This is a genomic window from Cupriavidus sp. 05T313 (assembly GCF_056396665.1).
Genome location: NZ_JBFTLX010000170.1, coordinates 1 through 14,925, shown reverse-complemented (window position 1 = coordinate 14,925; position 14,925 = coordinate 1). Strand labels below are relative to the sequence as shown.

Here is a 14,925-nt window from a genome sequence, read left to right as displayed (position 1 = left end):
GGGTTGAGTCGGCGGCATTATAATATAGACGGTTTCGTGCCCGCGACCCGCCATTGTCTCCTACTTGACACAACTGCGGCGGTATGTGGCATGGCGCACACAGGTTTCTCACGCTTTGGAAGCAGCATGTACAAACTCGTTCTCATCCGCCACGGCGAATCCACGTGGAATCTCGAAAACCGCTTCACTGGCTGGGTCGACGTCGACCTGACCGACACCGGCGTGGCCCAGGCCAAGCTGGGAGGCAAGCTGCTGCGGGAAGCCGGCCTGGGCTTCGACGTAGCCTATACCTCGGTGCTGAAGCGCGCTATCCGCACGCTGTGGCACGTGCAGGACGAAATGGACCTGATGTGGATCCCGGTCCGGAACGAATGGCGCCTGAACGAACGCCACTACGGCGCGCTGTCGGGCCTGAACAAGGCCGAGACCGCCGCCAAGTTCGGCGACGAGCAGGTGCTGGTATGGCGCCGCAGCTACGACACGCCGCCTCCGGCGCTCGAAACGGACGATCCGCGCGTCGCGTACGACGATCCGCGCTATGCCCAGGTGCCGCACGAGCAGATCCCGCTGACCGAATGCCTGAAGGACACGGTGGCCCGCGTGCTGCCGCTATGGAACGAATCCATTGCGCCCGACATCAAATCGGGGAAGCGCGTGGTGATCGCAGCCCATGGCAACAGCATCCGCGCGCTGGTGAAGTATCTGGACCAGGTCTCGGATGACGATATCGTTGGCATCAATATCCCCAATGGCACCCCGCTCGTGTACGAGCTGGACGCCGACCTGCGCCCGCTGCGTCATTACTACCTGGGCGACCAGAAAGCGATCGCCGCCTCCCTGGCCGCCGTGGCGAACCAGGGCAAGGCACGCTGAGGCAAGGGCCGGGCGGGCGCCGCCCAGGCGCATCGCCCGGCCGCCTCATGCAGTGGATCAGGCCTTTTTTGCCGCTCCCTCTTATACTGTCGGACAAAACCGGCCGGTGTGATACGCCAGGCCGGCTCCGACACAGCACAATCCTCACACGTTCAGGCAGCCCTCATGCGTAAGACGCTCAAGAACATAAGTCTTGTTTCTGCCGGACTCGTTGCCGGCGTGCTCGCCACGCTGCAGCTATCGGCCACCGCGCAGAACTCTTCAGGGCCCCTGCCGCTGGAGCAACTGCGCCTGATGGCGGACATCTTTGGCCAGATCAAGCGCGAGTACGTAGAGCCGGTCGATGACAAGAAGCTGCTGACTGAAGCCATCAAGGGCATGGTCGCCAGCCTGGATCCGCATTCGGCCTATCTGGACGAGAAGGATTTCAAGGAACTGCAGGAAGGCACGCGCGGCCGCTTCGCCGGCCTGGGGATCGAAATCTCCCAGGAAGAAGGGCTGGTCAAGGTGATCAACCCGATCGAAGACACACCCGCCTTCCGTGCCGGCATCCAGCCCGGCGACCTGATCACCCGTATCGACGACAAACCCGTGCGCGGCCTGCCGCTCGAACAGGCTGTCAAGCGCATGCGCGGCGAACCGGGCACCAAGGTCACGCTGACCATCTATCGCAAGAGCGAGGAACGCACCTTCCCGGTGTCGATCACGCGCGCCGAGATCCGCGTGCAGTCGGTCAAGGCCAAGCTCATCGACAACGACAAGCTCGCCTGGGTGCGGCTGACCAGCTTCCAGGAGCGCACCGTGGCGGACCTGGGCAAGAAACTGGACGAACTGGCGCAAAAGAACCCGAACCTCAAGGGCGTGATCCTGGACCTGCGCAATAACGGCGGCGGCGTGCTGCAAGGCGCGGTCGGGGTAGCGGCAGCGTTCCTGCCCGATGACGTGACCGTGGTCTCGACCAACGGCCAGGTGCCCGACGCCAAGCGCGTCTACAAGACCACGTTCAACAACTACCGGCTGTCGTCCCTCGAAGACGATCCGCTCAAGAGCCTGCCGGCGCTGTACAAGAAGATCCCGATGGTGGTGCTGACCAACGCCTACTCGGCATCAGCCTCCGAAATCGTCGCCGGTGCGCTGCAGGACCACAAGCGTGCGCTGATCATGGGCAAGACCACCTTTGGCAAGGGCTCGGTGCAGACCGTGCGTCCGCTCACCAACGACACCGGCATCAAGCTGACCATCGCGTACTACTACACGCCGACGGGCAAATCGATCCAGGCCAAGGGCATCCGCCCGGACATCCCGGTCGACCAGAACCCGGAAGGCGATCCTGACGACGCGCTGATCACGCGCGAAATCGACACCGAGCGCCACCTGCATAACAAGCAGGAGTCGGAGGAGCCCGAGATGAACGAGCGCGAGCAGCGCCGCGTCGAGGAGTTGCGCCGGCTGGAGGAAGACAACGCCAAGAAGTCGCCGGAAGAGCGCGACAAGGAACGCAAGAAGAAGCCGATCGAATTCGGTTCGGCCGAGGACTTCATGCTGCAGCAGGCGATCGCACAGCTCGAAGGCCAGCCGGTCAAGCGCTCGAAGTCCAAGCTCGAAGCCGTGGCCGTGTCGGACAAGCCGGCCAAGCCGGCCTCCGCGAAGTCTGGCACCACCCCGGCCAAAGCTGGCGGCAAGACACCAGCCAGCGCCCCGCCGGCGAGCGCACCGATTGGAACGCCGCTGGGCACGCCGACCGGCAAGGCTCCCTGAAAACCTGATGGACGACAGCGGCCCCGCGGGGCCGCTTTTGCATTGCACGCCATGAACGACGATCAACTGCTGCGCTATTCGCGGCATATCCTGCTCGACGAACTCGGCATCGAGGGACAGAGCCGGCTGCTGGCCAGCCACGCGCTGGTGATTGGCGCCGGCGGCCTGGGCGCCGCAGCCCTGCCCTACCTGGCCTCCGCCGGCGTTGGCACCATTACCGTGGTCGATGACGACGTGGTCGACCTGACCAACCTGCAGCGCCAGGTCATCCATACCACCGCCAATGTCGGCCGACCCAAGGTGGAGTCTGCGCGTGAAGGCATGCTGCGCATCAACCCCGGCATCGACGTCCGCCTGGTGCAGGCTCGCGTGGGCGCCGCCGAACTGGCGCAACTGGTGGCCGGGGCCGATGTGGTGCTCGATTGCTGCGACAACTTCGACACGCGCCAGGCGGTCAACCGCGCCTGCGTGCGGCACAACGTGCCGCTGGTGTCCGGCGCTGCGCTGCGCTTCGACGGGCAGATCAGCGTGTTCGACCGCCGCCAGCCGGGCGCACCCTGCTATGCCTGCCTGTTCCCGCCCTCACAGCCGGCGCAGGAAGTGGCCTGCGCCACCATGGGCGTATTCGCGCCGCTGGTGGGCATGGTCGGCACCGTGCAAGCGGCAGAGGCGCTCAAGCTGCTGATGGGGATCGGCACCACCCTGGCCGGCCGGCTGCTGATGGTCGATGCGCTCGGCATGGAATGGACCACCATGCGCCTTGGGCGCGTGCCGGATTGCGAAGTCTGCGGCGGCGGCGAGGCCCACGGGGACGCCGGCCACTAAGCGCCAGTCATGCGCGCRTACGCTCGCGCAGGAAGGCGAGCGCGGCGGTGCGCTCGCCGCGGAATACGATCCTGGCCTCGCGCCGCTCGCGCTGGTAGGCATACATGGGATCGTAGTATTGCCGCAGCAAAACCCCGATCCATCCCCGGTGCAGCTCGGTCTGGCCCGACTCGGCCTGGCGCTCCAGCGCCTGCCCCAGCAAGTCGGAGAGCCGCTCGTAGAGGGCTCCGCCGAGCCGCCTGGATATTGCCGCCATCGCATCCCGCAGGCGTGCGGCATAAGCGGCGAATCCCGCCTCCTCGCCAAGCGCCTCGATGAATTCCTGCGACAGGCCAAGCACGTAGTCCTCCAGCACACGATCCACGCGCGCCTCGAAAGGCTCCTCGAGCCAGACCAGCGGCGCCGCCTGCATGGCGAGGTAGAAGGACTGCGGCAGGTTCCGGGCGCCGATGAAGCGCCCTTCGTCCTCGACCACCAGGGCAGCACGCCCGCTCGCGCGGTGGCGCAACAGCGCGACCGCCAGATCGCTCTCGAAATCGATTTGCGTGGGCTGCGCGACCGCGCGCCGGCCGAAACTGGAACCGCGATGGCGGGCCTCGCCCTCCAGGTCGATGGCCGCATCCTGGCTAGCCATCAGGTCGGCGATCAGCTCGGTCTTGCCGCTGCCAGTCAGTCCGCCCAGTATCAGCAGGCCGCACTCGGCGGCGGCGGCATCGATGACGTCGATCAGGTAAGCGCGCATCGCCTTGTAGCCGCCCGTCACGCGCGGATAGGCAATGCCGGCATCGTCGCGCAGCCACTGCTGCACGATCTGCGAACGCATGCCTCCCCGGAAGCAATACAGATAGCCCTCCGGATGCGCCCGCGCAAACGCCGCCCAGGCGGCGGTGCGCGCGGCGCGGACGTCGCCGCTCACAAGGCGGTGGCCCAGCGCGATCGCGGCCTGCTGCCCCTGCTCCTGATAGCACAAGCCCACCTGGTGGCGCTCGTCGTCGTCCATCAGCGGCAGGTTCACCGCGCCAGGGAACGCACCGCGCGCGAATTCCACCGGCGCGCGTACATCGAGCAAAGCGGCACCGGACAGGAAAAGCCGGCGGAAATCGCACGCATCGTCGCGCATCAGATCACCTCGACGGCGTACTGGCCCTGCACCACCATCTCACCAACCGGTGCCAATGCCAGGCCGGACTCGGCACAGGCAGCGTGGAATTCGGCTTCGCCGGCAGGCTCGACCGCCACCAGCAGACCGCCGCTGGTTTGCGGATCGCACAGCACGGCGCGCTGCACCTCGCTCAGCGCGCCGCCCAGGTTGCCTATGCCGGCGCCAATCCGCGCGCCATAGCTATCGAAGTTGCGCTGCGTACCGCCAGGCACGCAACCGGCGTCCACATAGCGCAATACCTCCGGCAGCAGCGGCACCGCCGAGTAGTCGAGGCGAGCGGTAAGGCGGCTGCCATCGGCCATTTCAACCAGGTGCCCGAGCAGACCAAAGCCGGTCACGTCCGTCATGGCCCGCACGCCGGCCAGCTTGCCAAAACGGCTGCCGGGGCGGTTGAGCACGCACATCCAGTCACGCGCCAGGTGCGCATCCTGCGCGCGCAGCCGGCCCTGCTTCTCGGCCGTGGTCAACACGCCGATGCCCAGCGGCTTGGTCAGGTAAAGGCGGCACCCGGCGGTGGCGGTATCGTTGCGCTTCAGGTGCGCGCGGTCGACCACACCCGTCACCGCCAACCCGAAGATGGGCTCCGGGGCATCGATGGAATGCCCGCCGGCAAGCGGGATGCCGGCATCCTCGCAGGCGCGCCGACCACCGGCCACCACCTCGCGCGCCACCTCGGGTGGCAGCAACTTCACCGGCCAGCCGAGGATGGCGATGGCCAGCAACGGATCGCCCCCCATCGCATAAATGTCGCTGATGGCATTGGTGGCGGCGATGCGTCCGAAGTCGAAGGGATCATCGACGATCGGCATGAAGAAATCGGTGGTGGAAACCACGCCGCGGCCGTGATCCAGCCCGTCCAGCGCGTAGACGGCCGCGTCGTCGCGGGAGGCATTGCCGACCCACAGGCGCGGGTCGAGATGCTGATTGCCGCTGCCGGCCAGGATCACATCGAGCACCTGTGGCGATATCTTGCAGCCGCAGCCGGCACCATGGCTGTACTGCGTCAGGCGAATGGGTTCTGCCATGATCCTCGGCTCCTGTTTCGTGGCGTTTGCGAATGCGTGCGCTCGCTCATCTGCACCCTATATGCTATCTGGCGCCTCTCGCCGCTGCACGCGCGGATCGCGGGCAAGCTGGCGCCGGCACGGCAACGGCGATGGCTGCGAAGCGACTGRCAAGGAATGGGAATCCGAATGAGAAGAGTTACTACCCGGATGCGGGGAGAGGCGGCAGCACCGAACGGCGCCGCGCGAGCGCGGCCACTGCGTTCTTGCGAACCCGCGGCCGACTGCTGGGCGGATTACTGCTCGCCCGGCTCCATCTGCGACTGCAGATAGTTCGGCAGACCAACCTTGTCGATCAGGTCGAGCTGCGTTTCGAGGTACTCGATATGCTCTTCGGTGTCGGTCAGGATGTCGACCAGGATCTCGCGGCTAACGTAGTCGCCCACCGATTCGCAGTAAGTAATGCCTTCCTTGACGGTGGCATGCGCGCCTTGCTCGAGCTTCAGGTCGCACTTGAGCATTTCCGGGGTGTCTTCGCCCAGCAGCAGCTTGTTGAGGTCTTGCAGGTTGGGCAGCCCATCGAGCATGAGGATGCGGTCGATCAGGCGATCGGCGTGCTTCATCTCGCCGATGGATTCTTTGTACTCCACGTCGCCGAGCTTCTTGAGGCCCCAGTGGCGGTACATGCGAGCATGCAGGAAGTATTGGTTGATCGCGGTCAGCTCGTTCTTCAGCTGCGCGTTCAGATGTTGGATGACCTTCTTGTCACCTTTCATAGGAGGCTCCTGTAGCAACGGGCCCCCGCAAAAACGCGAAGCGGCGCAAGACGCGCCGCATGCAGTCTGAACGACCGAAACCGCGCCGTAACCTGATAGTTACGGGCGAGTTCAAGCAACCAGCTCGGTACGCTGATCGTTCGCGACTGCCGGGTCCCGAGTGTCCATTATGGCACGTGGACCCGAAGGCGAACAGGAGGAAATGTCCACGACCTGGATGGTGGCGACCTTGACATTGCGGACCGCGGCGACGCCTTCGCAAAGGACCTGTTGCGCGCATTCGCGGCAACGGCCACAGCAGGTGCCCACGCCCAGCGTTTCAGCCAGCTCGTCGAGCGTGGCCACGCCAAGATGCGCGGCCCCATGGATTTCTCGGTCAGTAACCTGATTGCAGATGCAAACGTACACAAATCCCTCCTTGAGAGAGGGGTGACACCGGCATGTCACCCGCGATGTACGTCAGAATATCAGAGATCGAAAATGATAACAATTCCCATTAAGCCACAAAATGTACATGCCAACCACACGGCACTTACGCAGGAAATTGTGGATTGAGACAACGTCACAAGCCGCATTAAAGTGCCTTATAATGCTCACTGAGAGTGTTGCATTTCCCGAAAAACCTTAGTCTGTACAGGGTTGTCAGTCGCAATCAGAGCTGCTTCAGCGCGCAGGCCAGTTCCTCCGGCTCGTAGGCGCTCAGCACCTGCTCGACCAGCCGTTCCAGCCGTTCGCAGTCGGCATGCAGGACTTCCTGCTTGACCCGCAGCAACTGCGAAGGATGCATCGAGAATTCGCGCAGCCCCATGCCCAGCAGTAGCCGGGTCATGGCGGGATCTCCGGCCATTTCGCCGCACACCGCCACCGGCACGCCGGCGTGGTTGGCCTCGCGGATGGTGCGCGCGATCAGTTGCAGCACCGCCGGATGCAGCGGGTCGTAGAGATGGGCCACGGCGTTATCGGCGCGGTCGATGGCAAGCGTGTACTGGATCAGGTCGTTGGTGCCGATGGAGAGGAAATCCATGCGCCGCAGGAACAGCGGCAGCATCAGCACGGCGGCCGGGATCTCGATCATCGCTCCGACCCTGATAAACGGGTCGAAAGCCTGGCCACGGACGTCAAGCTGGCGCTTGGCCTGTGCGATCAGGTCCAGAGTCTGGTCTATCTCGCGCGCGTGGGCCAGCATCGGGATCAGCAGCCGCACCGGCCCGAAGGCCGAGGCCCGCAGCAATGCACGCAACTGGGTCAGGAACATGGCCGGCTCGGACAGCGACCAGCGGATCGCGCGCAAGCCGAGCGCGGGGTTGAGCGCGGTTTCGAAATCGTCGCCGCGCCCATCGCGCCCCTCCCGGCCATCCAGCGGCTTGTCGGCGCCGATATCGATGGTGCGGATGGTGACCGGCAGCCCGTGCATGGCGTCCACCGCGCCGCGATATGCCTGGAACTGCTCTTCCTCGTCGGGCAGCTCCCCGCGTCGGTTCATAAACAGGAATTCCGAGCGGAACAGGCCCACGCCGACCGCGCCGGCGGTCAGCGCCGCGGTCGCGTCTTCGGACATCTCGATATTGGCCAGCAGGTCGATCTCAAGCCCGTCCAGCGTCACGGCAGGCGTATGGCGCAGGCGTTGCAGGCGCTTTTTCTCCAGTGCCCGCTCGCTCTGCCTGTGCCGGTATTCCTCGAGGATGATGGCCGACGGATCGACGATGACCAGGCCGGCATCGCCATCGATGATGACCCAGTCGTCCTGGCGGATGAGTTCGCTGGCGCTTTGCACGCCCACCGCGGCAGGGATGTCGAGGCTGCGCGCGACGATGGCGGTATGGGAGGTGCGCCCGCCGAGATCGGTCACGAAGCCGTGGAACACGGTATGGCGAAACTGCAGCATGTCGGCCGGCGAGATGTCGTGGGCCACCACGATCACGCCGGGTGCCGGCTCGCCATCGGGCGCCAGGGACGAAGGCGGCACCGGGGCCGGCGCCAGCACGGCCGCGCCGGCCAGCACCTTGAGAATGCGCTCGACCACCTGGCGGATATCCGCCTTGCGTTCGCGCAGGTATTCGTCCTCGATTTCGTCGAACTGCCGCATCAGTTCTTCGAGCCGCGTGGTCAGCGCCCATTCGGCGTTATAGCGCCGGTTGCGGATCAGTGCCTCGGGCTCGCGCGCAAGCGCCTCGTCGTCGAGGATCATCGCATGCACATCAAGGAAGGCGCCCAGCTCTTCCGGGGCTTCGCGCGGGAGATCGCGCTTTAGCGTGACCAGTTCGGCCCGCACCGCCGCGCGTGCCGCGCGCAGGCGTTCCACCTCGGCCTCAAGCCGATCTTCGTCGACCAGGTAATGGGAGACATCAAGCGCAGCAGGCGCCAGCAAATGCGCGCGCCCGATGGCGACGCCGCGCGAGACCGGGATGCCGTGCAGGGCAAATGGCATGTACCGCTCCGTCAGGAACGTTTAAAAAGTCTGGCCAGGGCCAGCAACCTTGGAAGCGGTGCCAGGATGAAACGAAGCGGCCCTGGCCAGGCGCGCCGCGGCGTTCCGTGCCGCCGCTTTCATCCCGAATCGGCTTCCTACTCTCCTTCGCCGAAGCGGTTGGCGATGAGCGCCAGCAACGCGTCCATCGCCTCTTGCTCATCGGGTCCGTCGGTCTCGATGGTCACGGTGGAGCCGATGCCGGCGGCCAGCATCATSACGCCCATGATGCTCTTGGCGTCGACTTGCCGACCGTTGCGCGACATCTTGACCTGACTGACGAAGTTACCCGCCAGTTGCGTCAGCTTGGCGGAAGCCCGTGCATGCAGCCCGAGCTTATTGATGATGTTGGTGTCCCTCTGCAGCATATTTGTCGGGATGATTTGCGATCTGGTTCTGGACGGTGGTGGAGCCTACCTGCAGCACACCCTGCGAGCCTCCCGCCAGCGCCTTGAGGGCAAGCTGGTCGAGTTTCTCGGTACGGTAGCAAATGGCACGCACCAGCATGGGAAGATTGACGCCGGCGAGCACCTTGACGCGGCCCGGCTCGGCGAGGCGGGCCGCGATATTGGCCGGCGTGGCACCAAAGATATCGGTCAACACCAGCGCGCCATTGTCTTCGCTGACCTCGGCCAGGCGCCGCCGGGCTTCGGCCAGCACGGCCGCAGGCTCGGCGTCGGGCATGACGTCGATGGCTTCAAGCCGTTGCGGCTGGCCGCAGTAGACGTGGGCGGCGCACTCGCGCAATGCCGAAGCCAGCGGGGCGTGCGCGATGATCAGGATGCCTGCCATGGTGGTGAATCCGTTGGATTGACGCGATTGTAGCAGGCACGCTGGCCGGAGATTCAGCTCGGCGCCCCGGTTTGGCGCGGCGCCAACAGCTCAGCGGCCACGGGCCTGCACGGCTTGCTCCAGCGCATCGATAAACATGGCGGCAACCTGGAAGCCGGTCTGCTGGGTGATTTCCTGAAAACAGGTCGGACTCGTCACATTGACTTCGGTGAGGTAATCGCCGATCACATCCAGCCCGACCAGCAGCAAACCGCGCTCCCACAGGCCCGGCGCCAGCGACTCGGCGATTTCGCGGTCGCGCGCGGAAAGCTCCTGGGCGCGGCCGGTACCACCCGCGGCCAGGTTGCCGCGCACTTCGCCATCCTTGGGAATGCGCGCCAGCGAATATGGCACGGGCACGCCGCCGATCAGCAGGATGCGCTTGTCGCCGTCCTTGATGGCGGGGATATAGCGCTGCACCATCAGGGTGCGCGCGCCGTCCTCGCCCAGGGTCTCGATGATGGCGCCAAGGTTCATGCCGTCCGGGCCGACCCGGAAGATTCCCATCCCGCCCATGCCGTCGAGCGGCTTGAGAATGACATCGCGATGCTCCGCATGGAAAGCGCGGATACGGTCGGCATCCCGCGTGACCAGCGTCGGCGTGATGAATTCGGGATACTGGGCAATCGCCAGCTTCTCGGAATGGTCGCGAACCGCCTGCGGCTTGTTGAACACATTGGCGCCCTGCGACTCCGCCAGTTCCAGCAGCCAGGTGCTGGTGACGTATTCCATGTCGAACGGCGGGTCCTTGCGCATCAGCACGGCATCGAAGCCCGTCAGCAGCTGCAGGCTGGCCTCGCCGGTGCGGTACCAGTCATGCGGATCGCCTGTGAGTTGCAGCGGATGCACAACCGCCTCCACCTGGTCGGCCGACAGCGACAGCTGCGACTGCAGGCAAGAAAACAGCTCGTGCCCGCGCTCGACCGCCTCGACCATCATGGCGTACGTCGAATCCTTGTAGGTCTTGAAGGTGTGCAGCGGATCGGTAATAAACAGAATACGCATGATGGCTCGTCCCGGTCGCAGGGTTGCCGCGTGGTTTGCGCGGCGCGTCAAGGCGCCGCCAGCGGGGCAGCGCCATTTCAGACATGTCAGAGAATCGGATTCGGGTCCGTCTTCTCGAGTTCCAGCGACGCCGCCAGCAAGGCCAGCCTCGCCACCACGCCGTACATGTAGAAACGGTTCGGCACCGCTGCGCCAGGCTTGGCATGGCTGTCGGGAATGCCATTGGGCGCGAAGGCCAGTGGCACGAAATGCATGCCCGGCGCATTCAGGTTCTCGTCGTTGCCGCGGCCTGTATGGACGCGGTAGAAGCCGCCGACCACATAGCGGTCGATCATGTACACCACCGGCTCGGCCACCGCCTCGTTGACCTTCTCGAAGGTGTGCACCCCTTCCTGGATGATGACGTCGTTGACCTCAAGGCCTTCCTTGACGACGCTCATCTTGTTGCGTTCCTTGCGGTTCAGCCCCTTGATTTCGGAAGGATCCTTGATGGTCATGATGCCCATGCCGTAGGTGCCCGCGTCGGCCTTGACCACCACATAGGGTGTTTCCTTGATGCCGTACTCGCGGTACTTCTTGGCGATCTTCTTGAGCACGCCTTCGACCGAGTCGGCCAGTGCCTCTTCACCCACGCGCTCGTGGAAATCGATGCCCGAGCACTTGGCGAAGTACGGGTTGACCATCCACGGATCGACGTCGATCAGCTTGGCAAACTTCTTGGCAACCTCGTCGTAGGCGGCGAAATGGCTCGACTTGCGGCGCGTCGACCAGCCCGCGTGCAGCGGCGGCAGCAGGTATTGCTCGTTGATGTTCTCCAGGATCGGCGGAATGCCGGCGGAGAGATCGTTGTTGAGCAGGATCGAGCAGGGATCGAAGTCCTTCAGCCCCAGGCGGCGACCGCGCGCGCCCAGGCGGGCCAACGGCTCCACCACCAGCGTCTGGCCGTCGGGCAACTCGATCGGGGTCGGTTCGGTGATGTCTTCGGACAGCGAGCCCAGGCGGACATTAAGACCGGCCTGGCGCATGATCAGCGACAGCCGCGCCACGTTCTGCAGGTAGAACATGTTACGGGTGTGGCGCTCGGGGATCAGCAGCAGGTTCTTGGCGTCCGGGCAGATCTTCTCGATTGCCGCCATGGCCGCCTGGACGGCCAAGGGCAACATTTCGGGCGCCAGGTTGTTGAAGCCGCCGGGGAACAGGTTGGTATCGACCGGGGCCAGCTTGAAGCCGGCATTGCGCAGGTCGACCGAACAATAGAACGGAGGCGTATGTTCCTGCCATTCCAGCCTGAACCAGCGCTCGATGGACGGCGTCGCATCCAGGATCTTTTTTTCCAGCTCGAGCAGCGGACCGTTCAGCGCGGTGATGAGATGCGGGACCATATACATCCTAGTGATCGTCTTTATCGTTCGCCCAGATTGTAGAGGAACGGCCAATTGGCTGCTGGCGCCGCCTGAATAAGCATATGCGAGCGACAGCATAAGGGATAAGGGATACGGATATGGGGGTGCGGCTCAGGAATAAAAGGGGGGGGTGGGCGCAGGAGCAATCGGAGACACTTCCGGGCGACCTGCCGGCGAGGGCCGCGGGCAGGAAAAAAAAAGCGCGACCGGAGCCGCGCTTTCAAATGGCCTGACAGATACGGGGAGCGTTCTGCAGGTGGAGGAAACTGCCTCACTCGCACTGTATGTGCGCTACCCCCTGAAAACAATTGAAGCTTTTTAAGATCGGATTTAAGCACTTTGCGAAGAACAGCGCCGCCATCCCGGCCAATGACGGCGGGATGCGCCCCGATTCCGCCACGAAGCGTGCCGCCTGACCGAAAAAAGCCCGGCACAAGGCCGGGCGAAACTCCTGAGAGAAGATTCCCAATCAGCTCTCCAGCACAACACCATTGCGATCAGGCTTCATACGCGGTCTCGCCGTGCGAGGTGATATCCAGGCCCTCGCGCTCTTCTTCTTCCGGCACCCGCAGGCCGATCAGCATATCCACCAGCTTGAAGGCCACGAAGGCCACCACGCCCGACCACACGATGGTGGTAAGCACGCCTTCGAACTGGATCCACAACTGGCCCATGATCGAATAGTCGTCCGCCACCTTATTGGTCACGTAGTCGTAAATCCCCGTGCCGCCCAGGCTCGGCGAGGCAAACACGCCGGTCAGCAACGCACCCAGGATGCCGCCCACGCCGTGCACGCCAAAGACATCCAGGGAGTCGTCCATGCCCAGCAGCTTCTTCAGGCCGGTCACGCCCCACAGGCACAGCAGGCCAGCGGCGATACCGATCACGATGGAGCCCATCGGGCCCACGAAGCCGGCCGCCGGGGTGATGGCCACCAGGCCTGCCACCGCGCCCGAAGCGCCGCCCAGCATCGAGGGCTTGCCCTTGCTGATCCATTCGCCGAAGGTCCAGGACAGCACTGCGGCGCAGGTCGCCAGCAGCGTGTTGACAAAGGCCAGCGCAGCCGAACCGTTGGCTTCCAGCGCCGAACCGGCGTTGAAACCGAACCATCCGAACCACAGCAGCGAGGCGCCGACCATGGTGAAGGTCAGGCTGTGCGGACGCAGGGCCTCACGGCCGAATCCGATGCGCTTGCCGAACATGAAGGCACCCACCAGGCCAGCGACGGCTGCGTTSATGTGYACCACCGTGCCGCCGGCGAAGTCGAGCGCGCCCTTCTGGAACAGCCAGCCAGCCTTGGCGGTGGCTGCGGTACCTGCTGCCGCGTCGGTGTACAGGTCAGGACCGGGCCAGAACCAGACCATATGGGCCATCGGGATGTACGAGAAGGTGAACCACAGCACCACGAACACCAGCACGGCCGAGAACTTGGCGCGTTCGGCAAAGGCGCCGATGATCAGGCCGCAGGTAATGGCCGCGAAAGCGCACTGGAATGCGAAGTAAGCCAGTTCCGGCACCACCACGCCCTTGCTGAAGGTGGCAGCCACGGCATCGACGTTGAGCCCCTTCATGAAGAGCCGGTCGGTGCCGCCAAAGAAGGCGTTGCCCTCGGTGAAGGCGAAGCTGTAGCCGTAGATGGCCCACAGCAGCGACACCAGCGAGAAGATCACCAGGCACTGCATCAGCACCGASAGCATGTTCTTSGAGCGGACCAGGCCRCCGTAGAACAGKGCCAGGCCSRGCAGCGTCATCAGGATSACGAASGCCGTGSARACCAGCAGCCACGCGGTATCGCCCTTGTTGGGCACCGGTGCAGGCGCCGCGGCGGGGGCGGCAGCCTCTGCAGGCGCAGCCGCCGCTGCCGCGGGAGCAGGGGCAGCTGCAGGTACGGCGGTGGCAGCGGCCGGCGCGGAGGCTTCGGGCGCGGGCTTGTCCTGTGCCACGGCGTGGGTGGACAGGCCGATGCCGGCCGTGCCCAGGGCCAGCGCCACGGCGCCGGTTGTCAGGATGCGCTTGAACCAGGATTTCATTGTGATTAACCTCTTGTCGTTGGGCTGTGCGTCACAGCGCGTCGCCGCCGGTCTCGCCGGTRCGRATGCGRATGACYTGYTCGATSGGCGCGACAAAGATCTTGCCGTCGCCAATCTTGCCGGTCCGCGCCGATTTCTCGATCGCCTCGATGGCCCGGTCGACCACATCGTCCGGGACGGCCACTTCGATCTTCACCTTGGGCAGGAAGTCCACGATGTACTCCGCGCCCCGGTACAGTTCGGTGTGACCCTTCTGGCGACCGAAGCCCTTGACTTCAGTCACGGTGATGCCGGACACGCCCACATCCGAGAGCGCTTCGCGCACCTCGTCGAGCTTGAACGGCTTGATGACGGCGATGATCAGTTTCATCCGATTTCTCCTCTGAGCGGGACGGCCCGGCGTGCGTCCGGCGCCCGCTCAACCTGATGCGTGTTTAGAAAGTCTTGGTGATCGAAGCCCAGGCGGTAGCCTTGCCGACATAGCGGCCAGACGTATTGGTGTAGACCGAGTTGTGGGCATTGGTATCGATATAGGCGATCGCCAGTGCGAAGCCCTTGCCCAGGTCCTTGGTCAGCCCCAGCTTCCAGTCCGTGTACGAGGCGCTGTTCACGTGTTTCACGTTCTGGTAGCCCACGTGGGCGTTCAGCGTCAGGTCCCAGAAATTCAGCGGCACATTGGCCGACAGGTCGGCGTAGTAGCTGTACTTGCTGTCGGCGAATCCGAACAGGTTGGTCAGCGCCTGCGAATACTTGAAGAACACAGGACCGTAGCCGGCGCCGACATACACTTC

16 protein-coding genes are annotated in these 14,925 nt (G+C 64.5%); 3 read left to right on the top strand and 13 right to left on the bottom strand.

The features are described 5' to 3' along the window. Positions 1-126 precede the first annotated feature (126 nt). The 3 genes from gpmA to AC1DKD_RS28790 all read left to right on the top strand — a co-directional run bounded on the left by gpmA (position 127) and on the right by AC1DKD_RS28790 (position 3,456). A complete protein-coding gene (gene gpmA, locus AC1DKD_RS28800; RefSeq protein ID WP_477102594.1) occupies positions 127-873 on the top strand; it encodes a 2,3-diphosphoglycerate-dependent phosphoglycerate mutase in 747 nt (248 codons plus the stop codon). Positions 874-1,038: 165 nt separating this feature from the next. Then, a complete protein-coding gene (locus AC1DKD_RS28795) occupies positions 1,039-2,631 on the top strand; it encodes a S41 family peptidase (RefSeq protein WP_441626959.1) in 1,593 nt (530 codons plus the stop codon). A 51-nt stretch (positions 2,632-2,682) separates the two neighbouring features. Further along, positions 2,683-3,456, top strand: a complete 774-nt coding sequence (locus AC1DKD_RS28790) for a HesA/MoeB/ThiF family protein (RefSeq protein ID WP_441626957.1) — start codon at positions 2,683-2,685, stop codon at positions 3,454-3,456. Between the two features lie 7 nt (positions 3,457-3,463). Here the strand turns inward: AC1DKD_RS28790 and mnmH are convergent, their stop codons facing one another. The 13 genes from mnmH to AC1DKD_RS28725 all read right to left on the bottom strand — a co-directional run. Then, the gene (mnmH, locus tag AC1DKD_RS28785) at positions 3,464-4,576 is read right to left on the bottom strand and encodes a tRNA 2-selenouridine(34) synthase MnmH (protein ID WP_477143993.1); all 1,113 of its coding nucleotides are present in this window, start codon (positions 4,574-4,576) and stop codon (positions 3,464-3,466) included. Next, positions 4,576-5,643 (bottom strand): selenide, water dikinase SelD, encoded by a 1,068-nt coding sequence (gene selD, locus AC1DKD_RS28780; protein WP_441626953.1) that lies wholly within the window; start codon positions 5,641-5,643, stop codon positions 4,576-4,578. Before selD ends, mnmH begins: the two co-directional genes overlap by 1 nt. 275 nt (positions 5,644-5,918) lie before the next feature. Further along, a complete protein-coding gene (bfr, locus tag AC1DKD_RS28775) occupies positions 5,919-6,398 on the bottom strand; it encodes a bacterioferritin (protein WP_035861007.1) in 480 nt (159 codons plus the stop codon). Positions 6,399-6,509: 111 nt separating this feature from the next. Then, entirely contained in the window at positions 6,510-6,806 is a 297-nt protein-coding gene (locus tag AC1DKD_RS28770) for a (2Fe-2S)-binding protein (RefSeq protein WP_045241377.1), read from the bottom strand. Between the two features lie 244 nt (positions 6,807-7,050). After that, on the bottom strand, positions 7,051-8,826 hold the full coding sequence (gene ptsP, locus AC1DKD_RS28765; RefSeq protein WP_441626950.1) for a phosphoenolpyruvate--protein phosphotransferase: 1,776 nt from the start codon (positions 8,824-8,826) through the stop codon (positions 7,051-7,053). Between the two features lie 137 nt (positions 8,827-8,963). Beyond that, positions 8,964-9,233: an HPr family phosphocarrier protein gene (locus AC1DKD_RS28760; protein ID WP_035861002.1), complete on the bottom strand. Its 270-nt coding sequence runs from the start codon at positions 9,231-9,233 to the stop codon at positions 8,964-8,966. Next, on the bottom strand, positions 9,202-9,657 hold the full coding sequence (locus tag AC1DKD_RS28755) for a PTS sugar transporter subunit IIA (RefSeq protein WP_035860999.1): 456 nt from the start codon (positions 9,655-9,657) through the stop codon (positions 9,202-9,204). The genes AC1DKD_RS28760 and AC1DKD_RS28755 overlap by 32 nt, the downstream gene beginning before the upstream one ends. Before the next feature lie 90 nt (positions 9,658-9,747). After that, positions 9,748-10,701, bottom strand: a complete 954-nt coding sequence (gene gshB / locus AC1DKD_RS28750; protein ID WP_441626948.1) for a glutathione synthase — start codon at positions 10,699-10,701, stop codon at positions 9,748-9,750. Positions 10,702-10,787: 86 nt separating this feature from the next. Next, complete coding sequence (gene gshA / locus AC1DKD_RS28745) at positions 10,788-12,083, bottom strand: glutamate--cysteine ligase (protein ID WP_035861103.1); 1,296 nt, start codon at positions 12,081-12,083, stop codon at positions 10,788-10,790. Between the two features lie 292 nt (positions 12,084-12,375). Beyond that, entirely contained in the window at positions 12,376-12,573 is a 198-nt protein-coding gene (locus tag AC1DKD_RS28740) for a hypothetical protein (protein WP_441626946.1), read from the bottom strand. A 28-nt stretch (positions 12,574-12,601) separates the two neighbouring features. Further along, the gene (locus tag AC1DKD_RS28735) at positions 12,602-14,134 is read right to left on the bottom strand and encodes an ammonium transporter (protein ID WP_477143992.1); all 1,533 of its coding nucleotides are present in this window, start codon (positions 14,132-14,134) and stop codon (positions 12,602-12,604) included. Between the two features lie 31 nt (positions 14,135-14,165). Then, the gene (locus tag AC1DKD_RS28730; protein WP_006159494.1) at positions 14,166-14,504 is read right to left on the bottom strand and encodes a P-II family nitrogen regulator; all 339 of its coding nucleotides are present in this window, start codon (positions 14,502-14,504) and stop codon (positions 14,166-14,168) included. A gap of 64 nt (positions 14,505-14,568) precedes the next feature. Next, positions 14,569-14,925, bottom strand: a 357-nt coding sequence (locus AC1DKD_RS28725) for a TorF family putative porin (protein WP_441626944.1), incomplete at its 5' end; no start/stop codon positions are given.

Bases quoted from the DNA above. Each gene is read 5' to 3' on its own strand.
- ptsP (WP_441626950.1), bottom strand. From the start codon at position 8,826: ATGCCATTTGCCCTGCACGGCATCCCGGTCTCGCGCGGCGTCGCCATC.
- gshB (WP_441626948.1), bottom strand. From the start codon at position 10,701: ATGCGTATTCTGTTTATTACCGATCCGCTGCACACCTTCAAGACCTAC.
- gpmA (WP_477102594.1), top strand. From the start codon at position 127: ATGTACAAACTCGTTCTCATCCGCCACGGCGAATCCACGTGGAATCTC.
- AC1DKD_RS28755 (WP_035860999.1), bottom strand. From the start codon at position 9,657: ATGGCAGGCATCCTGATCATCGCGCACGCCCCGCTGGCTTCGGCATTG.
- bfr (WP_035861007.1), bottom strand. From the start codon at position 6,398: ATGAAAGGTGACAAGAAGGTCATCCAACATCTGAACGCGCAGCTGAAG.
- selD (WP_441626953.1), bottom strand. From the start codon at position 5,643: ATGGCAGAACCCATTCGCCTGACGCAGTACAGCCATGGTGCCGGCTGC.
- gshA (WP_035861103.1), bottom strand. From the start codon at position 12,083: ATGGTCCCGCATCTCATCACCGCGCTGAACGGTCCGCTGCTCGAGCTG.
- AC1DKD_RS28790 (WP_441626957.1), top strand. From the start codon at position 2,683: ATGAACGACGATCAACTGCTGCGCTATTCGCGGCATATCCTGCTCGAC.
- AC1DKD_RS28795 (WP_441626959.1), top strand. From the start codon at position 1,039: ATGCGTAAGACGCTCAAGAACATAAGTCTTGTTTCTGCCGGACTCGTT.